This is a genomic window from Hyphobacterium sp. SN044 (genome assembly GCF_021864465.1).
Taxonomy (GTDB): Bacteria; Pseudomonadota; Alphaproteobacteria; order Caulobacterales; family Maricaulaceae; genus Hyphobacterium.
Genome location: NZ_JAKKUV010000016.1, coordinates 1 through 24,577, shown reverse-complemented (window position 1 = coordinate 24,577; position 24,577 = coordinate 1). Strand labels below are relative to the sequence as shown.

Genomic DNA, 24,577 nt, shown 5'->3' with positions numbered 1-24,577 from the left:
AGCGGAACGGGTTCGGGCTCATCCGCTCAGGATGGCGGCGAACCGGCTAACGCCGGGTTTCCTCTGACACTGTCGCTCAGGATGATGGCCCATCCGCTAACGCCGAGTTTCCTCTGACACTGCCCTCTCTTCTACGGACATCAGCGCAATGTAACGGCCAAGGTTGCCTGATCGCTGTGATAAATTCCGCTCGGCTCGTCAGGCAGCGTGATCCGGACCGCCGACACTAGGACCGCGCCGGACAGGTCAGAGCCGATTTCGAACTGCCCGTCAGAATTGGTCTCGAGTCGTTCGTGTCGTCCGCTTGCGCTGTAGATATCGACGTCATGCCGGGGCAGGGCTTCGCCCTGCCAAAGGAGAACAAAGCTCCGGGGATTTCCTTGTCCGGCCACGAACTCCAGTGCCTGGCCGACAGGCACTGCCGCCATGTCTGCTCCGGATTCGCATGTTTCCACGCACAGGAAGATCTTCGTGTGCTTGGTATAGCTGCGCATCATTGCCGGGTCGCCGGGCAGGGCATCGAATGCTGCGCGCGTCACGGCATCCGCTCCTATCTCGTCGAAGTAGAGCGCAACGTCTTCCGGAGCGATCTCACCTGAGCGCGGCAGAGCGCTGATTGCAACTGATGCAAAACCGGTCGATTGCGGCGTGAACGAGACGCGCAGAGCGGTCGGGGTCTCCTCGTAGGTGAGATCCTCCACAACCTCGTCGTGGCCCACCCGCACAGAAGTGAAGTCGATCCGGTTCCGTGCCGGTCCCGTTTCAATGTCGGGAAATTCCAGTGCGCTCGTCAGCCCAACCGTGACCTCCGACCCCGCCTCCCATACCGTGCGCTCGGTTGCCAGATAGGTCTTGTGGGCAGATGCCAGCGGCGCTGTTAGCATCGTCGCCACGAGCGCGGCGGTAACTGTCCTTATCCACAGTTTGCAAGAATGGAACACGGTCGTAACTCCTTCCGAGGGGAATGATGCGGCTTCACTCGATGCCGGACTGCATCTCGCGGATTTCCTCCGGCCACTGGCTCTTGATGAAGGCGAGGGTTGCAATGATTTCCGCGTCGCTCATCACGTCGCCAAATCCCGCCATGTCGGTCTCGTAGCCTTCCGAGGCGAAGGCGGCCGTGCCGAACTTGGTGATATTGAAGAGCGTCTCGTCGGAATGGTGCCAGGTATGTCCCGTCTCATCGTGGGGCGGGGCGGGCAGCCGCCCGTTCTCGCGGCGCTGGCGCCAGTTCGCCTCGCCCTCGAGATTCGCGCCGTGACACGACGCACAATTTTCCGCGTAAAGCGCACGTCCCTGGGCGACCAGTGACATGTCACCGGCATCGATGCGGCTGGGATCGAGCGTATCGGGCGCCTGAGAGCAGGCTGCGCTGCCGAGCGTTATCAGGAGTGTGAAGATCCGCATGTTAGGTCCGTCCTTCATCTGCGCCGGTCCGGGGGCGTCCGGATAACCAGCGTCCAAAGTCAGCTTTCCGGGCGAGACTCGGTCGCTCGATCAGGTGCCAGGACAAAGCGGACACGAGCAGGGTCGCCGGAATTCCGACAGCGACCAGCAGGGTCTCGCCGCGCGCCACTCCCGTGAACCACAAGATCTGGAAGAGCGGATAATGCCAGATGTAAATGCCATAGGACCAGTCCGGCATGCGCGAGAAGGTCGGGCCGAGACGTTTTGAAAACGCCAGCCAGAACAAGCCTGAGGCGAGGGCGATGTTCAGAAGGATTTCTGCGGCGGGATGGTCGCCGGACAGGAACCAGACAGGTCCAGCGACCAGAGCGGCGACTGGCAGAAGGGGAAGCCGGTCACGCCAGGCATAAACGCTCATCCCGAGAAGAAATGCTGCACCGAGCCGGAACAGGTTGACGAGCAGGGCGGGACCGTCCGGCCAGGCCATCATGATCCCGGCATGTGCGAATGCCATCACGATGAAGAGCGCGGTGAGCACGGTGCGCCGCCATGCAAAACCCGTAAAGAACAGGACTGCGGCTCCGATATAGGCGATGACTTCGTAGCGCAGCGTCCAGAGCGTCGCTGAAAACTCGCCGGGTGCCGGGTTGGTCGCAAAAAGACCCTCCGGGGCTCCGGACGTGTCGAGGAAGAAAACGACGTTCGGGACGTAGCCCCATGTCGCAAGGCTCCTCCAATAGGCCTGGGGCTCCACGGTGGTGAAAAGCGGTCCGATCACGAGAACGGCGAGAAGCGCCAGCACGACCAGAGCCGGCATGATCCGCAAAATGCGGGAAGCGGCATAGGTGGCGAGGTCGCGCCGCCGCTCCAGACTGTCTGCGATCAGGAACCCGCTGAGGATGAAAAAGCCGTTGACTGCGGCATAGCCGATCGACCAGCCATTCGCGGCGATGAGGGGCGATCCGAGGCCATTGATCACGACTGGGACGTGTTCGACCATCACCGCCGAGGCCAGAAAAAGCCGTAGCAATGTGAGCCGATTGTCCCGACCGTCGAATGCGCCGCCGATGGATAGGAAAGTGCGAATGGTGCCGCGTCCCCGTCAGGTTTCAAAACGGGTTACGCAGACGAGCGTCACTTCCCTCGCGGCAGGGGCGTTATTCGCTCAGGTTTCTGGCGGCACCGCGTTTTTCCGCCGGTGTTGCGCCAGCTCCATACGGACCAGCCGCTGCATGCGCAGGACCAGCAGCAGAAGCCCTGCGAACACGGTCAGGAGCGCCAGCAAGGCCGCAGTGATGAGCAGCGGATTATTGAAATTCTCGCGCTCGTCATAATCCATGATGTGGAGCATCCAGAAGAAGTCATAGAAGCGCCAGGCATCGTTCCGCCGTGCGGTGACGAGACCGGAGTCCGGGGAAACGTAGATCCGGGTGCCTTCACCATCATCGAATGAGACGCGCCAGGCGGGACCCGGTCGCCGGGACTCCCAGGTGGCGTCCTCGAAATATTCGATCGCGGCAATTTCCGGATCACCGGCATAGTCTGCGACGGCGATCTCGATGGCGCGTTCCCGGGTGATCGGCGTGATGACCTCGCCTGTTGCGGCGTCGACCAGCCGGCTCCGACCGTCCTGCACGACCACATTCCAGACCGGCTGTCCTTGCCAGAGCTGTAGGTGCGCCGTGCGCACTGGCAGGCCGGGAAAAGCGGCTTCAGCGGCCTGGCCCACGGCGATGACAGAGGAGGGATCGATCGGTGTGTCGGGGAGGGCAGCCATGTTGTGTTCGCCGCGAACACGCTCGATGGGAATGACGCTCATCACGACACCGCCCATGACCCAAAGCACGATCTGGATGCCGACGACCAGGGCGATCCATTTGTGGACCCGGATCGTCCAACGCAGCAAAGCGGTCATTGTCTTCCCCCCTCAACCAGTCCGCCGCGCAGCCGAATTCGGGAGCGCGGCGGCCTAGGCTGTCAATTCACTACCTTCCGTCAGTCGTGCCCGTGATGGGCATCGCTGGGCTCTGCGTTGTCCGAGTCGCCGTGGTTCATGTCACCGTGATCCATGTCACCGTGATCCATGTCACCGTGATCCATGTCACCGTGGTTCATGCCATCGTGACCCTCGCCGTGATGTTCGCCATGCATCGCACGCATCATCTCGTGGCAGGCTTCCGCGCGAGCGCGCTCTTCGTCAGAGAGGCTCGCCATGATCGTGTCATGGTCTTCACCTGCCTCGTGACGGGCCATCATGGCTTCGTGCATTTCCATGCAGGCGGAACGATCCGGATTGTCGTTGGCGGCGTGATCGCCGTGCTGGTCGGCGAGTGCCGATCCGCTAGTCAGCAGGAAGACAGCGCTTCCGAACGCGAGAGTAAGGTTGGCCATTACAAGGTACTCCTTTGGATTGAGAAATTTCAGAACCAGATACGAAGACCGGCCACGATTGCTGTGGATTCCGGGTCGCCGCCTGCAGCGCGGGTGTAGTCAGCGGTCTCACCCAGCTGTCTCGTCCATTCAATCCCCACATAGGGTGCGAACTGACGGACGATTTCATAACGCAGGCGCAAGCCAGCTTCGATGCTGGTCAGACCGGCACCCGTTTCGAGCGACGGCATGTCCTCAGCCGACCAGGCGAGTTCGGCTCGCGGCTGCAGGATCAGGCGCTGCGTCAGCAGCAATTCATATTCGGCCTCTGCACTGCCGGTCAGTTCGCCCCGGTTCGACAGATAGGCGGACACATCGACTTCGAACCAGTAGGGCGCGAGACCCTGCAGCGCGGCAACTGCGTGCGTGCGTCCGTTGCCGTCCTCGAAGTCGTGGGCGATTCCGCCTTGCAGATCGAAATAGGGAGTGATCGCGCGCGACCAGAGCGCCTCGACCCGAGCCTCCTCGAAGGCACCATGATCGAGGGAGTATTCGGCTTCACTCTTGATCCAGAGGCGGTTTATCCGACCGCCATACCAGGCGTTGATGTCCCAAAGCGCAGCGTCTTCGCTGTCGCTGCTCCGGTATTCCAGCCGGTCAGTCTGGAAGAAGAATTGCCGCATACCGCCGGTTTCGTGGCGCAGTTCGTGGCGCGCTTCCTCCATGGCGTCTGCGCCGTAAAACTGGTCGGCGTAGGGCTCGTCGGCGGCCTGAGCTCCGGCACCGGCCAGACCTGCGATGAGCGCAGCTGTCAGAAGCATTCTCATTGGTGCGCTCCATGGCCCATCCGGTGGCCTGCATGGGGATCGGCGTGCTCGCCCGGCCGGACCGAGACGACTTGGAACATGCCCGCGTGCATGTGGTAGAGCAGGTGGCAGTGGAACGCCCAGTCGCCCACGTCTTCCGGCGTCACGTCGACGGACAGTTTCTCGCCCGGCTTGACGTTGATCGTGTGTTTGCGCGGCATGTTGTGACGCGCCCCGTTCACGACATCGAAGAACATGCCGTGCAGGTGAATGGGATGCACCATCATGGTGTCGTTCACCATGGTCAGACGCAGTCTTTCCCCTTTGACGAACTGGATCGGTTCGACGACCTCGCTGAACCGCACACCATCGAACGACCACATGTACCGCTCCATGTTGCTGGTCAGGTGGATCTCGATCTCGCGACCCGGTGCCCGGTGATCGGGATTTGGGTCGAGGCTGCGCAACTGTGCATAGGTCAGCGCGCGGTGCGGGACATCCTCCAGACCCGCGCCGGGTTCGTCGAGGCGGCTCACCGGCTGCATGGCGACGCCCGCGACGCCCGGTCCCTGCGGGTGATCGTGCCTCTGCATGTCATTGCCGGACATGTCGTGTCCTGCGTGACCGGCCGGCGCTGCCGGCGCTGCGCCATGGCCCGAATGATCCATTCCCGCCATTCCGGCGTGTCCCTGACCATGCGCGGAATGATCCATGTTTCCGTGACCGGCGTGGCCCGAGGCGGCCGGCTGCTCCGCCGAAGCGGCTCCGTGGGCCATTCCCGGCATTGATCCGTGGTCCATGCCCATGTCCCGCATCGTCAGGGTCGGCCGTTCCCGCAAGGGAGGGACGGGCGCCGTCATGCCCATGCGCGGCGCCAGCGTGCCCCGGACATAACCGCTGCGGTCGTTGGTTTCACACATCAGTGTGTAGGCGCGGTCGTCCCGAGGCTGAATCACGACGTCATAGGTTTCTGCCACGCCGATCTGAAACTCGTCCGTTTCAACCGGCTGGACATTCAGACCGTCGGCCTGGACCACCGTCATCGGCAGGCCCGGAATGCGGACATTGAAGAATGTCATGGCCGAAGCGTTGATAAAGCGCAGCCGCACGCGTTCACCCGGCTCAAAGAGGCCGGTCCAGTTGTCGCCCGGACCATGGCCGTTGATGAGATAATCCATCGTCGCGGCGGTTGCGTCGGAAATGTCGGTCGGGCTCATCCGCATCTGCCCCCACATCAGTCGGTCGCGGAGCGTTGCCATGAAGCCGTTGCGCGAAGCTTCCCGGAAGAAATCCGGGACCGTTCGCTGCTGGAAATTGTAGGTGTCGCTCGACGCCATCAGCCGTTGGAACACCCGGTGGGGTCCTTCAAAAGTGTAGTCGGAGAGGACGATGACGTATTCGCGGTCATAACGAACCGGGTCGGTGCCGCGCGGTTCGATGATGATCGGGCCATAATGCCCCAACTGTTCCTGGAGGCCTGAATGCGAGTGGTACCAGTAGGTGCCGGCCTGTCGCAGCGGGAAGCGGTAGGTAAAGGTCTCGCCGGGCCGGATGCCGGGGAATGTTACGCCGGGAACGCCGTCCATCTCGTTGGGCAGCAGGATGCCGTGCCAGTGGATCGACGTGTCCGCGTCGAGCGTGTTGTGGACCCGCAGCGTGATCTCGTCGCCTTCGCGCCAGCGCAGAAGGGGTGCCGGCACCTGGCCGTTCACCGTCACTGCAGGACCCGTGCGCCCGTCGATCGCCAGTTCGGCCCGGCCGACCGTCAGGTCGAATTCGGTACCGGACAGCGGCTGCAGGCCCGACAGGTTCGCGGCCGGCCCGGAACGCGCCCAGGCCGGTACGAGGGAGGTGGCCGCCAAGACGCTGCCAGAGGCCGCTGCGGTCTGCAAGAAAGTTCGTCGTGAAAACATTCGTATCATCTCGTCATTCGCGGCTGGCTGCGCCTGGCAGTCGGAAAAGCTCAGGGGGGACGGGTCGGCCTTTTCCGCCGCCCGGCGCAGCCATACCGTACTACGCATTGTGGTGAACTATCCCTCCGGTCGGAGACCGGAAAGTGCAGCAATCTTCTTTCGCGCCCTGTATATTCTCATCTCGACACCCTTCACGCTCAGACCCATGATTTCGGCGATCTCGGAATGGGGAAGGTCTTCCACCGCAGACAACAGAAGCGGTGTCCGCAATCCCTCCGGCAACCGCGCGATCGCCGACTCCAGCGCGGCAAGGTCATCACGGTCCTCGACAACGCGCTCCGGGCTCGGATCCTGGGCAGGATAGCGATCATTTCCTGTTTCGGCTGTCAGCCAGCGGCGTACGACTTGGCGCCGGACATGATCGCGGGCCTTGTTGCGGGCGATCCGGAACAACCACGCCAGAAGCGGGCGTTCCGGATCGTATCGGAAAAGATTTCTGTGCGCGGCAACGAAGGTCTCCTGGGCCGCGTCCTCAGCGTCGCCGGCATCGCGCAGCATCCTGTAAAGGAAGCGGAAAATGGCGGGGCCGTGCCGCTGCATGATCCGGTTGAACGCAAGGTCGTCGCCCTCCGCGGCTCGAACAGCGAGGCGGGCATCGTCGATCTTGTTCTGACCGGGATTTGCATCAATTCCCGGCATCGAGCGCCTGGGTCAGCCGCGCATCGAACCGCTCGCGCTGTTCCGGGGTCAGGGTCTCGCGCATGTCGACAATATGGTTGAGCGTCTCGATCTGAAGCCGCCCCATCGCCTCGTGAAAGGCCCGGGCCTGCGCCTCGACCTCCGGTGTCATGTGCCCGGTCTGCATGAGGGCGACCCCCAGTTCGTGACGCGCCTCGGCCATATCGTCTTCGAGCACCTGGCGCCGCCGCGTAAACTCAGCCTCCAGTGCCTCGATCTGCGCCTCCTGTTCGGACGACAGGTCAAGGTCGTGGTGAACGAACTGGTGCAGGCTTCCATCGGGCGGAACCTGACCGCCAGACAGCTGCAAGCCCGCCCAGACGCCCACCAGTCCACCCGCAAGGCCAAGGACGAAGGCGACCAGTCCCGCGCGCCAGATCACAGGCCGGCTCCACGCGGTGACGTGATCTCAGCAAGCGAATAGGGCGACCGCACTGCGAAAACATCGAGCTCCCCGTTTTCGCGCGGGACAGACTGAAGACCGATGAAGCTGCCGACGACGAGGGCGAATACGGCCGGGGCCAGTCGCATCGCGAGCGCGGTGCGGGCGATCGTCCAGCCGCCGGTGTCCCGGCGGCCAGTCCGGCCACCATCCAGCGACGCGCGTACGCGATTGCGCAGGCGTGTCTCGTCATATCCGTCAGGCGTTCTCCGAAGGCGGGAGAGGGCCGTATCGAGTTCGGACGTCATGCTTTACCAATCCTCACGATGTGTGCAGGTGACGGATAAGCCACCCGTCTGCCGTGCGCAAAAGTACCGCCGTACCGTTCGCGTCGCGTTCGCGATCTTCGCCGTGAACCGTGTATTCCATGTGGATGGAGAAGGTTGCCAGCGCCATGTCGCCGCTGACATCGATACGGTAATCGCGCCAGTCATACTCATGGATGGCGAACCCCTCCGCAGCGAATTCCGGCACCAGATGGTGATCGCGATAGTCGGACCAGCCGATATTGCGCCCCGCGCCCTCGAAGATCGTGAAATCCTCGCCATCGGTGCGTACGCGCGCCTCGGCCGCCACGACGTCTTCCAACTCCAGCGCGGCCGAATAGGCTTCGAGAACGGCCTCGACGTCGCCTTGGTCGTCACCGAAAGCGACACCGCTGAAAAGCAGGGTGGCGGACACCCCCATAAAAACGGATTTAATCATGTGTCTTCTCCTTATCTTGTCGTTTCAGAATTGCCGCGGCGGGCCATGAGGCGCGCATTGCCCCATCGTCGGATAGCGCGGCGTGAAGGTTTCTCGAGCCACTCGTAGGTCAGGCTCGAAGCGGCCAGCATGGCGGCCAGCAACGCGAGCAGGGACATCGTCGATATGGTTTCGTCGATGACGCCCATAACGTCCTGCAACAAATTGAATGCGATCATGAAAAACGGGACGTGGAGCATGTAGATCGCATATGAGATTTCTCCCAGATACCGGACCGGATCCTGTTTGGGCGTCCCGGCGGCATGCCGGTCAAGTTCTGCGAGCGACAGGACGATTGGCGCTCCGAGCAAGGCAATAACCCGGTCATCCCACGCAAGGTGGGCGGCGGTCACATAGATGATCAGGCTCGCACCGAATACGAAACCTGCTGTGACACGGCCGAGAGGATAGCGATTTCCCAGCCTGTAGATTGCGATTCCCAAGAGGAATTCCGGGATGATCCGCAAGACGCCGAAGCGCTCGGTCGCCATCGGCAGGCTTTCGCCGAAGAGTGAGCGGTGCACCAGGTCCAGCACCAGAAAGGCCACGATCGCGATCGTGACCAAAGCGAGTGGCCGACGTGCGAGCGCAATCGCGATCATGAGGTAGGCGGGAAAAGCCAGATAGGCGAACCACTCGGCACTGATGGACCAGGATGGCGCGTTCCAGCCCGGATTGGGTGCAAATCCCCAAGCATGAATCATCAGCAGATTTGCCGGCAGGTCTGCGATCGGGAATTCTTCCCGCTCGAAAGGCACCCCGACGATCCACGCGCCGAACGCAGCGAGCGCGAGCAGAACGATTGTCGCCAGATGCAGGGGGTAGATGCGCGCAAACCGGGCGATGATGAATTTCGCGAAATCAAATTTTCCTTGCTCTCGCGCCGCAACATACACATGGGCCAGCACGAAGCCTGAGAGGATAAAGAACAAGTCGACCCCGAACCGGCCCATCGCAAAGAAGGCCGTTACGGAGTCGATGTCGACCGTCCACGGAACCCGCCAATGGTAGAAAACCACCCATAACGCTGCGAAGAATCGAAGTCGCGTCAGGGAAGGCAAATCGGCGGGATAGACCGACATCGCCCTTATCCACCGATCAGGTGGCGAAGGCCGCCATGGGCGAGCGCCCCGCCCAGGAACCCGTTGACAGACACCGCCAGTGCGGCGCTCAGAACCAGCAGCGTCAGAGACCAGCGCGCCAGGCTGGAAGGCTGGCGCTGATGCCATTCTGCTGCGCCTGCGACGGCGAACAGGCCGAAGGTCAGACCCGTGCCGATCCAGCGGTGCCATGCCATCACGCCGGCCTCACCCGTCGCGACAGGCCCGGCATGGGCCCAACCCAGCAAGCCGGCGGCCAAACCGCCCAGCGCGGCGGTCCAGGCCAGAAAGCGAACCGTGTGCGCCAGGGAGGCCTGGCCGGTCACCAGGAACAGGATTTGCGCCAGTGCGGCCGCGAGGGCCAGGGCAATGGGGAAATGGACGGCGAGGGAGTGCAGGACGCCGATATTGGCGATCGTCTGTTCCAGTTCCGTCTGAGGGCCATGATCGCCCCAGTGGGAATGGCCGCCTGCACCCTCGGCCTCGCCATGATGATCTGCTGCGCCTGTCGTGTCGTTGTGCGAATGGCCAATCATCGCCGATTGATCGGCATGACGGTCCGGCGTCGTCTCGCTGTCCGGGCCATGATGGTTGTCGGTCGCAGCGGCATCGTCAGCATGATCGTGGGAAGGTTCCGCCGCGACATGCATGTCATTGGCATCAGGCGGTGTCTGCGAAGAAGGTGCCTCTTCTGCCATGTCGTGCGGGCCGTGATCGTGCTGAGGGGTATCCGGGTCATCGTGGTGGTGGCCCGCCTGAGCGGACGGACCGGAGAGCGCCATCATTGGCGTCGAAACCGCAGCCGCTAATGCCATAGCCGCGAATGCAGCAATAATTATCGGGAACAGCGTTTTCATCATGCTTCTCCGCCCAGCGTCACAACGACTTACGCAGTCCGGCTCGGTCACCCTCATAGCCGTTCAGTGATCGGATCGATTCGTCAGTCGTCATGCCCGACAGCCGCCGTGCCTCGTGTTGCACCCAACTTCAGGAATGCAAACTCAAGCAAGAAAATCAGCGCGATTCCGGAAGCGCCGATGAGAATGATGAGTGGATCGCTCTGCCATTTGATTGCGACAAAGGCCCCAAGCGCGACCAGATCGAAAACGATAGCTGCGATCAGAACCGCAGTGCGGGCGGATATTTCGGCGTGCAATTTGCGCATCACGCCCCAATGGATGATTACGTCCATCACGAGGTAGAAGATCGCTCCGAGCGAAGCTATGCGCCCAAGGTCGAACAGTGCGGCGAGCAAGCCAGCAAACACGACCGTGTAAACAAGCATGTGCCGCTGAACATTACCGGGTAATCCGAAGTGCCGGTGCGGGATCAGTCTCATGTCCGTCAACATCGTCGTCATGCGAGAAACCGCAAATATGCTCGCGATGACGCCCGACGCCGTCGCAATAACAGCAATCACGACTGTGAACGTCACGCCCAGGTTGCCAAAGGCGGGGCGAGCGGCTTCGGCAAGGGAATAATCCCGGGCCGCGACAATTTCAGGTATTGATAAGGAGGATCCGACCGCGAAGGCCACCAGCAAATATATTACGAGACAAATGCCAAGCGAGATGATGATGGCCCGTCCGACATTACGGTGCGGATTCTCTATCTCGCCGCCGCTATTGGTGATCGTTGTAAACCCCTTGAAGGCCAGGATAGCCAGCGCCACGCCTGCCAGAAAACCCAACGGACCCGTTTCGAGCGCGCTGGACGAAGCCTCCGCTGGCTGAAAACTGAAACCCGCCGCTACGAGTACCGCGACCGCGAAAAGAGCGATGCCACCAATTTTGAGAAGAGCGGCTATTTTGGAGATCACTTCGACCAGGGTGTTACCGGCAACATTCACCAGAAACGCTGCGAAAATCAGTCCGACCGCAAGCACAGGGACCAGCCAGTCAGTCCCCTCGAAGTTGAAGAGACGGAGTGCGTAAGTTGCGAATGTTCGGGCAACGAGACTCTCGTTGATGACCATCGAAAACGCCATCAGAAGAGCGGCGGCCCCGGTGACTGTTGACCGTCCGTACGCCTTCTGCAGGATCATCGCGATCCCCCCTGCCGAGGGATAGCGGTTCGTGACCTTCACATAAGTATACGCACTGAATCCGCTCACAAGCGCGGCGACGAGAAAGGCGATCGGGAACCAAGGGCCTGAATATTCGGCAACTTGACCGGTCAAGGCAAAAATGCCTGCCCCGATCATCACACCCGTTCCCATTGCGACGGCGCCGGTGAGGGTCAGGCTGCCTTCTTGGTACCTTGTCGTGCTTTCCATGGAGCGGCTTTGTCCTTTAAGGCTGTTGGGAACCGGGTGTGGCGCTGAACAGGCTCAGGCTTCCCGTGGGCGTGCTGAGACGGTCGAGTTCGGCAAGTTCGAACCCTGCTTCGCGTATCAGCATCGGCAGCGCGCCGTCGGCATTGGGTTGAGTATCTTCAACGCCATCGAGAACCTGCACGGTGAGACGGAATGCAGCCCGCATCACGCCTCTCTGCTCGGAGTAATCTGCGACGTGCATCACACCGCCCGGAGGCAGAACCGAGCGGGCATAGGCTAGAAGGTCCCGCTTTCCGGCCAGCGGAACTTGATGGAGAACAAGACTGATTACGACCGCATCGGGCCGCCAGCCGGAGGGCAGGGGAACAGAACCGGGAAACCCCTCCAGGATTTCGATGGCCGGGCCCGCCATTCGGGTCTTTTCGCGTGCAATTGACACGGCGTGGGCATCCGGGTCGATGCCGATGATCCGAAGATCGGGGCAGGCTTTCCACAAAGCCACCGCAAGCGAACCGGTCCCGCAACCCAAATCGAGAATATTCAATCCCGGCCGGGGGGCTATCTGTTCGACAAGATTTGCGCGCCAACGGCCCTCCCGGGTCATCAATGCGATGACCCGGTCATAAAGCGGCGTGAGCCACTCGATAGCGAGCGGTGGAGTATAGGCCGGAGCGGCTGTCATAATCGGACCCCCCGTAACCGGAGCGCATTCAGCACCACCGACACAGAAGAGGCGCTCATCGCGAAGGCGGCGAACATCGGGCTGATCAGGATGCCGAACACCGGAAAGAGAATGCCGGCCGCGACCGGCACGCCTGCCGCGTTGTAGACCAGCGCGAAGAACAGGTTCTGGCGGATGTTCCTCATGGTGGCCCGGGCGAGCCTGCGGGCCCGGACGATGCCATCGAGATTGCCCTTCACCAAGGTGATCCCGGCGCTTTCGATGGCGACATCGGCGCCGGTGCCCATGGCGATGCCGACATCGGCTTGCGCCAGCGCCGGCGCGTCGTTCACGCCATCGCCCGCCATGGCGACCTTGCTGCCCTCCGCCTGAAGTTCGCGAATGATCCGCGCCTTGTCGGCGGGCAGCACATCGGCGCGAATCTCGTCAATGCCGAGTCTCGCGGCGACCGCCTTCGCGGTGCGCTCATTGTCGCCCGTTGCCATGATGATGCGAAAGCCCAGCGCATGGAGCGCCCCGAGCGCCGCCGGCGTGGTTGTCTTCACCGGGTCGGCGACGCTGACCAGGCCTGCAGGCCGGCCGTCGACCGCCACAAACATCACCGTTTCGCCATTGTCGCGGCGGGCATTCGCACGCTCGCCGAGCGCCGATGCCGCAACGCCTAGCGCCTCCATCATCGCCCGGTTGCCAAGGGCCACGGACCGCCCGTTAACTTGGCCAGTCACGCCCTTGCCGGTGACGGCTTCGAAATCCGTGGCGGGAGCGAGCGGCATCCCCCTGTCTTCGGCGCCGCGCACGATGGCTTCGGCCAGGGGATGTTCAGAGCCGCGCTCGAGCGCCGCGGCGAGTTCGAGCACGGTCTCCTCCTCGAAGCCGTCCGCGGGCTCGACTGCCACGAGGCGCGGCTTGCCCTCGGTCAACGTTCCGGTCTTGTCGACGATCAGCGTGTCGATCTTCTCGAAACGCTCAAGCGCTTCGGCATTCTTGATCAGCACGCCGGCTTGGGCTCCGCGCCCGGTCGCCGTCATGATCGACATGGGAGTCGCGAGGCCGAGCGCGCACGGGCAGGCGATGATCAGCACTGCCACGGCCGACACCAGCCCGTAGGACAGCGCCGGGGCCGGTCCCCAGGTCGCCCAACCGATGAAGGACAGCACAGCGATGAGGATGACGGCGGGCACGAAATATCCCGCCACCCGGTCGGCGTATTTCTGGATCGGCGCGCGGCTGCGCTGCGCGTTGGCGACCATTTCAACGATCTGGGCCAGCATCGTGTCGGCGCCGACGCGGGTGGCCTCCATCACGAGACTGCCGGTGCCGTTGATCGTGGCCCCGGTCACGGTGTCACCTTCGGTCTTCTCGACCGGGACGGGCTCTCCAGAGATCATGCTCTCATCGACCGACGAGCGGCCATCGACCACCACGCCGTCGACGGGCACCTTTTCGCCCGGCCGCACGCGAAGGCGGTCGCCTGCAACCACCTCCTCAAGCGGCACGTCCTCTTCCTGTCCGTCCGCGCGGATGACCCCCGCGCGCTTCGGCGCAAGATCAAGGAGAGCGCGGATCGCCTTGCCGGTGCCTTCGCGGGCGCGCAACTCCATCACCTGCCCCAGCAGGACAAGCGTCACGATCACCGCGGCCGCCTCGAAATAGACGCCGACATGGCCCTGCGGATCGCGGAAGCCATCGGGAAAGACGCCGGGTGCAAGTGCGGCGACGACGCTGAACAGCCAGGCTGCCAGAACCCCCATCCCGATCAGCGAGAACATGTTGAGATTGAGGGTGCGGAACGAGATCCAGCCGCGGACCAGGAAGGGCCATCCGCACCACAACACGACGGGGGTGCCCAGCACCAGCTCGATCCAGACCGTTGTGCGCTCGCCGAAAACCTCGCGCACGCCGGGAAAACCCAGATACGGACCCATTGTCAGAACCAGCAGCGGAAGAGTCAGAACTGTGCCGACCCAGAAACGCCGCGTGAAGTCGGCGAGCTCGGGGTTCAGACCCTCGTCGCCGTGAACACCGGATTCCAGTTCGAGTCCCATGCCGCAGATCGGACAGGCACCGGGGCCGGGCTGGCGGACTTCCGGGTGCATCGGACAGGTGTAGACCGGGCCGGCGTGGCCGGCCGGGACCAGATCATACTTCCCGCCGGGTGCGGCTGTGGATTTTGCCGAACCGTGACCGCTACAACAGGCGCCGTGTTCATGGGCGGCAACCGACGTGCCGAGATACCGTTCCGGATCGTCAGCGAACTTGGTCCGGCAGGAGTCGGAGCAGAAGTGATACTCCTTGCCATCGTGCCGGATCACCGGTGTATCCGGTCCGGGCGTGACGCTCATGCCGCAAACCGGATCGGTTGCTGATTTTGCCGCCGCGCCCGCATGGCAGGCGCTGTGATCGTGCTGATGATTGTGATCGCTCATTTATCTGGCCTCGTTCGGCGCGGAAACCCCCGCTCGAGTCCATGTCTGAGGCTTCCAGTTGCTGGAAGGTCAAGGGCTATTCTTCGGTGCTCGTTTCGTCGCCTGACAGGGTCTCGATGATAGGGCAGTTCGGGCGGTCATCGCCATGACAGGACTGTACCAGTTCGCTCAGCGTCCGGCGCATGTCGCGCAGCTCCGCCAGTTTGCGGTCGATCTCTCCGATATGCTGCCTGGCGAGGTCACGCACCTCGCTGCTGGCCCGCGCTCGGTCATCCCACAGGCCAAGCAGCAAGCGGCATTCGTCGAGCGAAAAGCCCAGCGACCGGGCTCTCCCCACAAAATTCAACCGCGCAAGCGCCGCCTCGTCGAAGACCCTGTAACCATTCCCGGACCGCTTGGGCGCAACAAGCCCGATGTCCTCGTAATAGCGGATGGTTTTGGCCGGCAGGCCCGTCATTTCGGCAACGGACTGGATGTTCATCGCACATCTCCTCGCGGCGCGGACTGAAAGAGAATTACGGGTGCGGCGCGCCATTCCCTCGCGGTCGAGCAAATATTTTCCAACGCGGGAACCGAGCGCGCAACGATCCGTTGGGATTCCGTCCCTTCAAGTAGCCAAACAAACGAGGTGCAGGCGAATGGAACATTCGAAATATTGGAAGTTCGGCGCGATGATCGTGACCTCGATGGTCGTGATGTTCGGCATCAAGTACCTGAACACCTACGAGCCGTCGCATGTCCAATGGTCTGAAACCCGCTTCTACATGACGTTCATGATGGGCGGTGCGATGGCCATCGTCATGCTCGCCTTCATGCTCGGCATGTACAAGAACACCAAGGCAAACATCGCGATCTTCGCCGGCAGCGCGGTCGTATTCTTCCTCGCGCTCTGGCTCGTTCGCAGTCAGGAAACGGTCCATGACGAGAGCTGGATGAGGGCGATGATCCCGCACCACTCCATCGCGATCCTCACATCCGAACGCGCGAACATCTCCGATGTGCGGGTGCGCGAACTGGCCGACAGTATCATCGAGGCCCAGCGCCGCGAGATCAAGGAAATGGAGTGGCTGCTCGACGACATCGCGGCCAATGGCGAGGCTGAAACCGAGGCCGAGGCGGCTGCCCGTCCGGTACCGGAGTTCGAAGCGAGCGCCAGTCCTGATCCGGCCTGATCGCCAGCCATGGCGCTGACGGTCATTACGATTGTGGCCATGGTGGTGATCACGGGCATCGGCCACCACTATGCACTCATGGCTCTGCGCCGGATTTCGGTGCAGAGCCTACCGGACTCCGGACTACGCCCGATCGTCGTTTTTGTTGGCTTGGCTTTCCTGCACATAGCCGAGATTGCGGCTTTCGCCGCGACACTTTCCGCCCATGCCGGCGATGAGGGCGGCGGTGTCACTGGTGACGCCTTCGCGGGCAGCGCGGTCGACTGGCTCTATCTGGCAGCCCTGCTTTTCACGACGCTGGGTTATGCCGCCTTCGACATTGACGGCAATCTTCGGATGGTTGCCGCGTCCGGCAGCCTGCTCGGCTTCATGCTTCTGACCTGGTCGGCGACTTTCCTGTTCGCCGAATGCCAGAAGGTCTGGAACGAGCCTGAAAGAAACGATGGAACTTGATCCGCTCGCCGCGAAACGACGGCTCGACCTCCCTCGCCTTTATCAGACTGGGTCGGCCCGACACTAGCATCACGGTTCGCTCCGTGCGGGCGACTTCCCCATTCTGATTGCCGGTCCAATGCACGCGCTGGTTCACTCAGCCTCCGCCGTCTTGGGGAGCGACTGTCGGCGAGCGTTCCGCAATACTACGCCCTGCCACACCAGAAAGGCTGCCGGAAGGACGAGCAGGGTCAGCACGGTGGCGCTCGTCATGCCGCCAATCATTGGCGCTGCGATGCGTCTCATGACTTCCGACCCCGTCCCGTCTCCGAGCATGATTGGCAGAAGCCCGGCGATCACGACCGAAACCGTCATGATGACCGGTCGGATACGTAGCAGAGCCCCTTCAATCACGGCCTGTCTCAGGTCCTGATGAGTGAAGTCGCGGCCTTCTTCTACGCATAAGGCGCGGCGCGCCTTGAGCGCCTGCTCAAGGTAGACCAGCATGATCACACCGATCTCAACGGCTACGCCCGCGAGCGCGATGAATCCTACGCCAGCGGCGACCGAGAGCCTGTAGTCCAGAACATGCAGGAACCAGAGCCCACCTGTCAGCGCTAATGGGAGTGTACCGAGGATAAGCATGACCGGCATCATCCGCCTGAAATTGAGGAAGAGCAGCAGCACGATCAGAGCCAGCGTCAGCGGCACGATCATCGTAAGCCGAGCCTGGGCTCTTTCCATGAATTCGTACTGGCCGGACCAGCGTAGCGAATAGCCCGGCGGCAGGTCGAGTTCCCGTTCGATCGCGGCCCGGGCATCGGCGACATAGCTGCCGATGTCGACGCCCGCGATGTCGATATAGACCCAGCCATTGAGGCGCGCGTTCTCGCTGCGGATCACTCCGGGTCCGTCGGATACGGCGATGTCGGCGAGCCGGTCGAGCGGGATTTCCGCCCCTGTCGGAGTGATCACCGGCAGGTCGCGCAATTCCTGCAGCGAACCGCGATAGTCCGCAGGATAGCGCAAGTTTACCGGATAGCGCTCCCGGCCCTCCAAAGTGTGGGTAACCGTCATGCCACCGATCGCGCTCCTGACGATTTCGTGGACGTCGTCGATATTCATGCCGAAACGCGCGGCTTCTTCACGGTTCACGTCGATATCCACGAACCGGCCGCCCATGACCCGCTCGGCATAGACCGAGGCGGTACCGGGCACGCCCTCGATGATGTCCTCGATCCGGGTGCCGATCTCGGCAATCACGTCGAGATCCGGGCCCGCGATCTTGATGCCCACGGGAGTCTTGATTCCGGTGGCAAGCATGTCGATCCGGTTCCGGATCGGCATGATCCAGACATTGGTCAGGCTCGGAACGTCGACCAGCGCGTCCAGTTCATTGCGGATGTCCTCCATGGTGACGCCGGGACGCCACTCGTCACGTGGCCGCAACTGGATCGTGGTCTCGATCATGGTCAGCGGGGCAGGGTCCGTGGCCGTGTCGGCGCGGCCAGCCTTGCCATAGACGGTCAGCACTTCGGGCACCGTCATGATCAGGCGATTGGTCTGCTGCAGGACTTCCGCCGCTTCGCTGGCCGAGATACCGGGATAGGCGCTCGGCATATAGAGCAGGTCACCCTCGTCGAGGTCCGGCATGAACTCGCTGCCAATCCGCGACAGGGGAATGGCCATGCTGGCGATGAGGGCAAGTGACACGAGCAGGACGGCCGCAGGATGGCGTAGCGCGACGCCGATGAAGGGGCGGTACGCCGCGATCAGCACCCGGTTCACCGGATTGGCATGCTCGGGCGTGATCCGGCCCCGAATCAAAAAGCCCATCAGGACCGGGACCAGTGTTACGGACAAACCAGCCGCAGCGGCCATCGCGTAGGTCTTGGTGAAGGCCAGCGGATGAAACAGACGGCCTTCCTGGGCCTCGAGCGCGAAGATCGGCACGAAGCTGAACGTGATGATGAGGAGCGAGAAGAACAGCGCCGGCCCGACTTCGGACGTGGCCTCGGCGACGATCTGCCACCGGTTCTCGCGGGTGAGCGGCGTTCGTTCCACGTGCTTATGGAAGTTCTCGATCATGACGATCGCCGCATCGACCATCGCGCCGATCGCGATCGCGATGCCGCCGAGCGACATGATGTTCGCATTGATCCCCTGGAAGTGCATGACGATGAAGGCCGCGAGAATCCCGAGCGGCAGACTGAACACAACGACGAGCGACGATCGCAGGTGGAATAGGAAAACTGCGCAGACCAGTGCGACGATCAGGAATTCCTCGACCAGTTTTTCGCGTAGCGTCTCGACGGCACGTTCGATCAGCCCGGCGCGATTGTAGGTCACGACAATTTCGACGCCTTCGGGAAGCGAGGCTTCGAGTTCGCTCAGCCGCGTTTCGACACGCTCGATCGTCGCCATTGCGTTTTCGCCGTAGCGCATGATCACGACGCCGCCGACGGCCTCGCCTTCGCCGTTGAGTTCGCCGATACCGCGCCTGAGTTCCGGCCCGGTGCGGATCTCGGCCACATCGGACAGCAGGATCGGCACGCCTTCATCGGTCACCCTCAGCGGGATGTTGCGGAGATCCTCCTCGCCGGAGAGATAGCCGGAGGCGCGGACCATGTATTCCGCCTCGGCCATTTCCAGCACGCGTCCACCGCTCTCGCGGTTGCCGCGTTCGATGGCGCGGCGCACATCGGCGAGCGGAATGCCGAGTGCGCGCAATCGGTCGGGATCGGCAACGACCTGGTACTGGCGCACCATGCCGCCGATCGTGGCCACTTCGGACACGCCCTCGATCGTCTGGAGTTCATATCGCAGGAACCAGTCCTGGATGGAACGCAACTGGGCAAGATCGTGCTGCCCTGAACGATCGATCAGGGCGTACTGGTAGATCCAGCCCACTCCCGTGGCATCGGGTCCAAGAGCCGGGCTGGCCTCACTGGGCAGCGTGGGCGCGACCTGGCTGAGATATTCGAGCACCCGCGAGCGGGCCCAGTAAAGGTCGGTCCCTTCTTCAAAGATTACATAAACATAGCTGTCGTTGAAGAAGGAATAGCCGCGCACGGTCACCGCTCCCGGGACGGAAAGCATCGCCGTGGAGAGTGGATAGGTGACCTGATCCTCGACAACCTGAGGAGTTTGACCGGGATAGGTCGTCTTGATGATGACCTGTACGTCTGACAGGTCTGGGATCGCATCGAGCGGTGTACGCTGCAGCGACCAAAGACCCGCCGCAGCAAGCAGCGCGGACATCAGCAGGATGACGAGCCGGTTGCGGATCGACCAGCGAATGGTGGCGGCGATCATTGCTCGCCCTCCTCGGTCTCCGCCGTTTCGCCGGCGGGCTCGATTGCCGAGATCAGCCAGTCCTCGCCTGAGCGGGTCAGCATGAATTCGACGCGGTCCCCATGGGCGATGCCGTCGAGCGGCACGTCTCCGGTGGTGGAGAAGGACATCTGCATCGCCGGCCAGGACAGCGCCGCGATCGGCTCGTGCGCGAGGGTAATCATGCCGTGTCCGGGCATGATGCTCTCGACGCGTCCGACACCCATCACCATTGCGGGGGGCGCTAATGGCGCATCGGTTCGGTCCTCGTTCGATGCCAGCTCCATGTCGATCGGCCCGGGCGGCATCATGCGCAGCATCGCGCCGCGGAGATTGGCTTCGGAATCCAGCAGGAATTGCCCAGAGACTACGATCGTTTCGCCCTCCTCGAGCCCGGACAGGATTTCCACCCGGCCCTGGGCCTCGCGCCCCGACTCGACGGCGGCGGGAAAGAAGCGGTCGTCATCGGTCAGCACGATGACGCGCTCGGACTCCGGAGTCACGATCACGGCGTCGCGCGGCACAGTCAGGACGCCCGCGCGCGGCTGGACGGCGATCTCGGCCTCGACGAACGCGCCCGGTCGCAATTCGCCTCTCGGATTTGCAAGCCGGGTCCGAACTTGGACGGTGCGAGTTTGCGGATCGACGGTGGGATAGACGTACTCGACCTCACCATCCCTTGTGCGCTCGCCCTGGCCGGTCGCACGGATGGTCACGCGCTGTCCTAATTCCACGATGTCCGCTTGCCGTTCGAAGACGTTGAATTGCACCCAAACCTCGGACAGGTCGGCGATGGTCATGACCGGATCGCCAGGACGCACGAACTGGCCCTCACGGACGGTAATGTCCGTCACAACACCGGAGCGCGGCGACAGGATAGCAAGGCGGTTTCCGACATGTCCGCGAGCCGCGAGGGCATCGATCTGACCGGGCGACATGCCGAGCGCATCGAGGCGCGACCGGGATGCGGAAGCCAATGCCGAACGACCCGTGCGGACCGCCTGGAGGTACTCGCCCTGCGCCGTCGCGATCTGCGGCGAGTAGAAATGAAAGAGCACATCGCCCGCTTCGACCCGGTCGCCTGCCGCGGCGACCGGCAGCGACTCGATCCAGCCTTCGGCCCGCACGCTGACCGAAGACGCAAGATCGTCCACGGCAGAGACATATCCCACCGCCCGGACGGTTTCCCGGAAATCGGTTCGTTGCACCCTTGCGGTCCGGACGCCGATATTGTTGGCCACCGCCGGATCGATGCGTAACCCAGCCTCGCTCGCCGCCTCGCCCTCGGCATAGACCGGGACGAGCTCCATCCCCATCGGCGACAGTCCCGGTTCGTCGCGCCGATAAGTCGGGTCCATGGGAGCGACCCAGTAGAGGATTTCCGGATCGGACGATGCATTGCCTCCGGTGGACTCGCCGCCTGGTGCCCGCAGCATGCCGAAAGCGATTATCGCTCCGGTCAGCACGATACCGGCAGCGATCATTGCCCAATGGCTGTAAGACAGTTTCATTGCACGTCTCCCGCGAGGAACAGGATCCGCGCTGTGGCTGCGTTCCGGTCGGTCTCAAGCCGCTGCAACGCGAGCTCGGCATCAAGGAGGGCCAGTTCGGCACGGACGAGCTCCGGGAAGTCGGCCACATCGTTCTGGTAAGCCTCCAGCACCGCCTCGCGGGTGTCGCGGGCCGCAGGAAGAACAGCATCGCGCTGGTGCGTTTCCTGTTCGGTGAGGCGATCCAGCCGCGAGACCTCGATCACGAGCGAGCGGCGCATGTCCAGAAGCAAAGCCTGGCGCGCCAGTTCACCGGCGGCGACCTCGTCGCGGGCCGCCGCAACGCCCTCGTCCTGCCGCCGCCTTTCGAACAGGGGCATTTCGACGCTGACGCCGATCGAGGCGACATCCGATCGTCCTCCCCTCAGACCATACCCGGCTTCGACTGCCCACGCCGGCCGGTATTCCTGCAGCGCCAGGTCGACACGAACTTCGCGCTGGCGGATCGCCGTATCGGCGACCGCCACAGCGGGATGGCGGGTCAGCCCGGATTCCAGCCGGTCGACCTCGGCGATATGAGGCAGGCGTGGCGACTGCGGCGCGATTGGGCGCCGCGCTGCGCCCGGTCCGACATAGCGTTCAAGCTCGGCGAGTGCGGTTTCGCGATGCCGCGCGATTTCGCGCAACCGGTTCTCCAGCACCAGCGATTCGAGTTCGGAACGGATCACGTCGTGGCCATTCTGCTGCCCGGCCGAATAGGCGGACAGGGCCACTCCGGTCAGTTCGGCAACGGTATCGATCCGCAGTCTCGTGAGGTGTTCGGCCCTGTCCCAATAGTGAGCCTCAAGCCAGGCCAGCCGCACGTCCCTGACGATCTCGCGTTCGGCCAGGTCGCGCCTTGCCTCGTCCGCCGCGGCCTGGGCGAGTCTTTCCTGACTTGAAAGCCGCAGTGTATCTCCGCGCGGGAACATTTGCCGGACAGACAGCCGAAGCTGCGTCATCGGCTCGCCCTCCGGATCAAGCGTGGCGAGCGGCAGACCGGTGATCGCAGCACCCAGGGTCGGATCGGGAAGCACGGCGGCCGCTGCAGCACGATGGCGCTGCGATTCGGCCATCGCGCCGAACTGCGCAGACGACGGGTCGTCCTGGCTTTGAGCGATATGGACCGCCTCGGCCAGACCGAGCGGATCGGTGACGGGAGGTGTCAGGCTGGCGCCGAGAACGGCCGCCAGCAGGAATGAGAATGGCATCTAGGTCTCTCCTCGGAGTCTGAATCAGGAATGCCGGTGCGCGACCGGAAAACCTGTCAGATCCGGGGAGGACGTTTTGGAATTGTCAGGGCGATGGAAACTGGCCGCGTGTTCGCCGGGCGGTCAGGTGCAGCGCGGTCTCTCCGGCTCCACGCGAGGGATGTCGAGTCAGGAAGGGAAAAACCCGGCGCCACGGGTGTGGTGATGCAGTCTGCCATCTGGCAGGTGTCGCAACACGCATCGGACACTTCGCATCCCGATGCCGGGTCCGAAGGCCCGCTCAGCATCTTGCCGCCCATGTCGTCATGACAGGTATCTGTTTCAGCAGCGCGAGGCCCGACCGCCGCAGAGTCCGCCAGCACGCCTACCGGAGCCACTGCTAGGGCGAGCGCAGTCATCAGATAGATCATAAGACGGATGGCAAATCGGGAAATCGGCACAAGTTTCACATTAATCCTGACGATGCGGAACGCTAACACGGGTCTATCGGGACACCAAATGCGTCAAGCCGTCACATGGTCGTGCGGAAAGCGGCGAACTCGTTCAGAACGCATAGCCCAGCGTCAGCTAGATACGGGTGCGGTCGGCCGGACCGGCGGATTCGCCTTCAAATAAGGCTGCCGTGGCTTCGAGCGTAAGCCCGTCGCCCAGCGGTATTGCGGCGGACAGATCGACTTCGCGGCCGAGATCGCCGTCATCCGAAGCAAAGTCGTGTACCGCGCCGCTCAGCACGAGACCCTCGACCTGAGCCATCGGATAGCTGGCGCGCAGATAGAGATCACGCAGCCCCTCCGCTGGCGTCGTCAGGAAGGCATCGCCCAACCCTGGAATTTGTGCAGCGTCGCCAGCGGCGTCTGCAAGCCGGCAATGCCATCACCGCCGAGCACCTCCATCCCGCCGGTCAGTTGGCCGGGACCCACCTGACGGCCGACTTCGAGCCGTAAGTAGTCGAGATCGAAATCTCCCGGCTGGTTGGCATAATCGCTCTGCCGCGCATACTCCGCGCGCCACGACCAACTGCCCTCCCCACCCGTCAGCCGCACGCCGAGCGTCTGAGAGGACAGGCCTGGCGCGTTGCCGAAATCGAGCCACAGACCGTAGACGGCAAGCGTGCCGACACCGGTCTGTGAGCGAATCTCGGCGAGATGGGAATCGCTTTCGAAATGCCCGAGCGGGTGATCCGCGCCGAACACCCGGTTCACCCGCCCGATCCAGGCATAGTCGAAGCCGAGACGGCGCTCGCCGCCGAGTGTGAGACGGACCCCGTCATAGCTCTGGCTGTTCTGGCGGAAGCCGACCGTGCCGACGAAGCGTTGGTCGTCGATATTGATCAACTGCCGACCGAGTATAACCGCTTGAGCATTTTCGCCCTGCCAGGACAGCTGCAGCCGGTTCAGCTCCGCCGCGTCTGGATCGGCGATGACCGGGTAGCCCGGTCTTGCCGTGATCGTGTCGGAATAGGTGCCCGCGAGGCGCTGTCATACAAAAACGAACCGGTCTCCGTTCGGGACAGGAAGGCCGAGTTCAGGCCGCGAGTTGGCGCCACTCAGCCAGGGCGGCGTGCCGGTTCTCCTTGAACCGGTAACGAGCGTTGAGGTGACGGTCGAGATTGAAGTGATTGTGGACGGAAGAGTGGACGGCGGCGAACTTCTGAAGACTTCGCATTTGCCGGAACCGAAGCATCGCCCGTTCCCGCCTTCGAAGTGGTAGGTGACTGTTCTCAACCCGATTGTTGAGCCAGCGGCGGACCTCCTGGTCGTCTTTGATGCCCAATTCTTTGAACGCTGCGCGGTAGGACCGAAGCCTGTCCGCCACGATCGCCATCGGCTGGCCAAATCGCTTCATCGCCTTGCGCAAGAACTTCAATGCAGCCTGGCGATCTCGGCGTTTGGTGACGTAGGCCTCGAGGACCTCACCCTCATGATCGACCGCGCGCCAGAGGTAGTGGGTCACTCCGTTGATCTTCACAAACATCTCGTCGAGGTGCCACTGCCATT

Annotated in this window: 25 protein-coding genes; 2 read left to right on the top strand and 23 right to left on the bottom strand. The window is 62.9% G+C overall.

Features of this window, described 5'->3' with window-relative positions:
- Positions 1-140: 140 nt before the first annotated feature.
- The 17 genes from L5876_RS14365 to cueR all read right to left on the bottom strand — a co-directional run bounded on the left by L5876_RS14365 (position 141) and on the right by cueR (position 15,384).
- On the bottom strand, positions 141-941 hold the full coding sequence (locus tag L5876_RS14365) for a DUF4198 domain-containing protein (RefSeq protein WP_236957048.1): 801 nt from the start codon (positions 939-941) through the stop codon (positions 141-143).
- A gap of 34 nt (positions 942-975) precedes the next feature.
- The gene (locus L5876_RS14360; protein WP_236957047.1) at positions 976-1,407 is read right to left on the bottom strand and encodes a c-type cytochrome; all 432 of its coding nucleotides are present in this window, start codon (positions 1,405-1,407) and stop codon (positions 976-978) included.
- A 1-nt stretch (position 1,408) separates the two neighbouring features.
- Positions 1,409-2,437: an acyltransferase gene (locus L5876_RS14355; protein ID WP_236957046.1), complete on the bottom strand. Its 1,029-nt coding sequence runs from the start codon at positions 2,435-2,437 to the stop codon at positions 1,409-1,411.
- Positions 2,438-2,572: 135 nt separating this feature from the next.
- Positions 2,573-3,322, bottom strand: coding sequence for a PepSY domain-containing protein (locus L5876_RS14350; RefSeq protein ID WP_236957045.1), 750 nt, complete (start codon positions 3,320-3,322; stop codon positions 2,573-2,575).
- An 80-nt stretch (positions 3,323-3,402) separates the two neighbouring features.
- Complete coding sequence (locus L5876_RS14345; protein WP_236957044.1) at positions 3,403-3,798, bottom strand: hypothetical protein; 396 nt, start codon at positions 3,796-3,798, stop codon at positions 3,403-3,405.
- A 29-nt stretch (positions 3,799-3,827) separates the two neighbouring features.
- Positions 3,828-4,598 carry a copper resistance protein B gene (locus L5876_RS14340; protein WP_236957043.1) on the bottom strand — a complete coding sequence of 257 codons (771 nt, stop codon included), beginning with the start codon at positions 4,596-4,598 and terminating at the stop codon, positions 3,828-3,830.
- A gap of 2 nt (positions 4,599-4,600) precedes the next feature.
- Positions 4,601-6,496 carry a copper resistance system multicopper oxidase gene (locus tag L5876_RS14335; protein ID WP_272906993.1) on the bottom strand — a complete coding sequence of 632 codons (1,896 nt, stop codon included), beginning with the start codon at positions 6,494-6,496 and terminating at the stop codon, positions 4,601-4,603.
- A gap of 117 nt (positions 6,497-6,613) precedes the next feature.
- Entirely contained in the window at positions 6,614-7,195 is a 582-nt protein-coding gene (locus L5876_RS14330; protein WP_236957042.1) for an RNA polymerase sigma factor, read from the bottom strand.
- Positions 7,182-7,616, bottom strand: coding sequence for a periplasmic heavy metal sensor (locus L5876_RS14325; RefSeq protein ID WP_236957041.1), 435 nt, complete (start codon positions 7,614-7,616; stop codon positions 7,182-7,184). Before L5876_RS14325 ends, L5876_RS14330 begins: the two co-directional genes overlap by 14 nt.
- Positions 7,613-7,924 (bottom strand): hypothetical protein, encoded by a 312-nt coding sequence (locus tag L5876_RS14320; protein WP_236957040.1) that lies wholly within the window; start codon positions 7,922-7,924, stop codon positions 7,613-7,615. Before L5876_RS14320 ends, L5876_RS14325 begins: the two co-directional genes overlap by 4 nt.
- Before the next feature lie 13 nt (positions 7,925-7,937).
- On the bottom strand, positions 7,938-8,381 hold the full coding sequence (locus L5876_RS14315) for a nuclear transport factor 2 family protein (RefSeq protein ID WP_236957039.1): 444 nt from the start codon (positions 8,379-8,381) through the stop codon (positions 7,938-7,940).
- 11 nt (positions 8,382-8,392) lie between these two features.
- On the bottom strand, positions 8,393-9,502 hold the full coding sequence (locus tag L5876_RS14310) for an acyltransferase (protein WP_236957038.1): 1,110 nt from the start codon (positions 9,500-9,502) through the stop codon (positions 8,393-8,395).
- A gap of 5 nt (positions 9,503-9,507) precedes the next feature.
- Complete coding sequence (locus tag L5876_RS14305; RefSeq protein ID WP_236957037.1) at positions 9,508-10,377, bottom strand: DUF2231 domain-containing protein; 870 nt, start codon at positions 10,375-10,377, stop codon at positions 9,508-9,510.
- An 83-nt stretch (positions 10,378-10,460) separates the two neighbouring features.
- A complete protein-coding gene (locus L5876_RS14300; protein WP_236957036.1) occupies positions 10,461-11,795 on the bottom strand; it encodes an APC family permease in 1,335 nt (444 codons plus the stop codon).
- 16 nt (positions 11,796-11,811) lie between these two features.
- On the bottom strand, positions 11,812-12,477 hold the full coding sequence (locus L5876_RS14295; RefSeq protein WP_236957035.1) for a class I SAM-dependent methyltransferase: 666 nt from the start codon (positions 12,475-12,477) through the stop codon (positions 11,812-11,814).
- Entirely contained in the window at positions 12,474-14,903 is a 2,430-nt protein-coding gene (locus L5876_RS14290) for a heavy metal translocating P-type ATPase (protein ID WP_236957034.1), read from the bottom strand. Before L5876_RS14290 ends, L5876_RS14295 begins: the two co-directional genes overlap by 4 nt.
- A gap of 76 nt (positions 14,904-14,979) precedes the next feature.
- Positions 14,980-15,384, bottom strand: coding sequence for a Cu(I)-responsive transcriptional regulator (gene cueR / locus L5876_RS14285; protein ID WP_236957033.1), 405 nt, complete (start codon positions 15,382-15,384; stop codon positions 14,980-14,982).
- A gap of 157 nt (positions 15,385-15,541) precedes the next feature.
- Here cueR and L5876_RS14280 point away from each other — a divergent pair, with 157 nt between their 5' ends.
- The gene (locus L5876_RS14280; RefSeq protein WP_236957032.1) at positions 15,542-16,075 is read left to right on the top strand and encodes a DUF305 domain-containing protein; all 534 of its coding nucleotides are present in this window, start codon (positions 15,542-15,544) and stop codon (positions 16,073-16,075) included.
- Between the two features lie 9 nt (positions 16,076-16,084).
- Positions 16,085-16,528, top strand: coding sequence for a hypothetical protein (locus L5876_RS14275; protein ID WP_236957031.1), 444 nt, complete (start codon positions 16,085-16,087; stop codon positions 16,526-16,528).
- Positions 16,529-16,660: 132 nt separating this feature from the next.
- Here L5876_RS14275 and L5876_RS14270 read toward each other — a convergent pair whose 3' ends face one another.
- The 6 genes from L5876_RS14270 to L5876_RS14245 all read right to left on the bottom strand — a co-directional run.
- Positions 16,661-19,822: an efflux RND transporter permease subunit gene (locus L5876_RS14270; RefSeq protein WP_236957030.1), complete on the bottom strand. Its 3,162-nt coding sequence runs from the start codon at positions 19,820-19,822 to the stop codon at positions 16,661-16,663.
- The gene (locus L5876_RS14265) at positions 19,819-21,351 is read right to left on the bottom strand and encodes an efflux RND transporter periplasmic adaptor subunit (RefSeq protein ID WP_236957029.1); all 1,533 of its coding nucleotides are present in this window, start codon (positions 21,349-21,351) and stop codon (positions 19,819-19,821) included. Before L5876_RS14265 ends, L5876_RS14270 begins: the two co-directional genes overlap by 4 nt.
- Positions 21,348-22,580, bottom strand: a complete 1,233-nt coding sequence (locus L5876_RS14260) for a TolC family protein (RefSeq protein ID WP_236957028.1) — start codon at positions 22,578-22,580, stop codon at positions 21,348-21,350. Before L5876_RS14260 ends, L5876_RS14265 begins: the two co-directional genes overlap by 4 nt.
- A gap of 567 nt (positions 22,581-23,147) precedes the next feature.
- Positions 23,148-23,402: a hypothetical protein gene (locus tag L5876_RS14255; RefSeq protein WP_236957027.1), complete on the bottom strand. Its 255-nt coding sequence runs from the start codon at positions 23,400-23,402 to the stop codon at positions 23,148-23,150.
- On the bottom strand, positions 23,384-23,914 hold the full coding sequence (locus L5876_RS14250) for a hypothetical protein (protein ID WP_236957026.1): 531 nt from the start codon (positions 23,912-23,914) through the stop codon (positions 23,384-23,386). The genes L5876_RS14255 and L5876_RS14250 overlap by 19 nt, the downstream gene beginning before the upstream one ends.
- A 190-nt stretch (positions 23,915-24,104) precedes the next feature.
- A partial coding sequence (locus L5876_RS14245) for a transposase (protein ID WP_236957025.1) occupies positions 24,105-24,577 on the bottom strand: 473 nt, incomplete at its 5' end.

Bases quoted from the DNA above. Each gene is read 5' to 3' on its own strand.
- L5876_RS14320 (WP_236957040.1), bottom strand. From the start codon at position 7,924: ATGACGTCCGAACTCGATACGGCCCTCTCCCGCCTTCGGAGAACGCCT.
- L5876_RS14290 (WP_236957034.1), bottom strand. From the start codon at position 14,903: ATGAGCGATCACAATCATCAGCACGATCACAGCGCCTGCCATGCGGGC.
- L5876_RS14270 (WP_236957030.1), bottom strand. From the start codon at position 19,822: ATGATCGCCGCCACCATTCGCTGGTCGATCCGCAACCGGCTCGTCATC.
- L5876_RS14330 (WP_236957042.1), bottom strand. From the start codon at position 7,195: ATGCCGGGAATTGATGCAAATCCCGGTCAGAACAAGATCGACGATGCC.
- L5876_RS14280 (WP_236957032.1), top strand. From the start codon at position 15,542: ATGGAACATTCGAAATATTGGAAGTTCGGCGCGATGATCGTGACCTCG.
- cueR (WP_236957033.1), bottom strand. From the start codon at position 15,384: ATGAACATCCAGTCCGTTGCCGAAATGACGGGCCTGCCGGCCAAAACC.
- L5876_RS14335 (WP_272906993.1), bottom strand. From the start codon at position 6,496: ATGTTTTCACGACGAACTTTCTTGCAGACCGCAGCGGCCTCTGGCAGC.
- L5876_RS14305 (WP_236957037.1), bottom strand. From the start codon at position 10,377: ATGAAAACGCTGTTCCCGATAATTATTGCTGCATTCGCGGCTATGGCA.
- L5876_RS14315 (WP_236957039.1), bottom strand. From the start codon at position 8,381: ATGATTAAATCCGTTTTTATGGGGGTGTCCGCCACCCTGCTTTTCAGC.
- L5876_RS14295 (WP_236957035.1), bottom strand. From the start codon at position 12,477: ATGACAGCCGCTCCGGCCTATACTCCACCGCTCGCTATCGAGTGGCTC.
- L5876_RS14345 (WP_236957044.1), bottom strand. From the start codon at position 3,798: ATGGCCAACCTTACTCTCGCGTTCGGAAGCGCTGTCTTCCTGCTGACT.
- L5876_RS14340 (WP_236957043.1), bottom strand. From the start codon at position 4,598: ATGCTTCTGACAGCTGCGCTCATCGCAGGTCTGGCCGGTGCCGGAGCT.
- L5876_RS14360 (WP_236957047.1), bottom strand. From the start codon at position 1,407: ATGCGGATCTTCACACTCCTGATAACGCTCGGCAGCGCAGCCTGCTCT.
- L5876_RS14265 (WP_236957029.1), bottom strand. From the start codon at position 21,351: ATGAAACTGTCTTACAGCCATTGGGCAATGATCGCTGCCGGTATCGTG.
- L5876_RS14275 (WP_236957031.1), top strand. From the start codon at position 16,085: ATGGCGCTGACGGTCATTACGATTGTGGCCATGGTGGTGATCACGGGC.
- L5876_RS14310 (WP_236957038.1), bottom strand. From the start codon at position 9,502: ATGTCGGTCTATCCCGCCGATTTGCCTTCCCTGACGCGACTTCGATTC.
- L5876_RS14260 (WP_236957028.1), bottom strand. From the start codon at position 22,580: ATGCCATTCTCATTCCTGCTGGCGGCCGTTCTCGGCGCCAGCCTGACA.
- L5876_RS14350 (WP_236957045.1), bottom strand. From the start codon at position 3,322: ATGACCGCTTTGCTGCGTTGGACGATCCGGGTCCACAAATGGATCGCC.
- L5876_RS14300 (WP_236957036.1), bottom strand. From the start codon at position 11,795: ATGGAAAGCACGACAAGGTACCAAGAAGGCAGCCTGACCCTCACCGGC.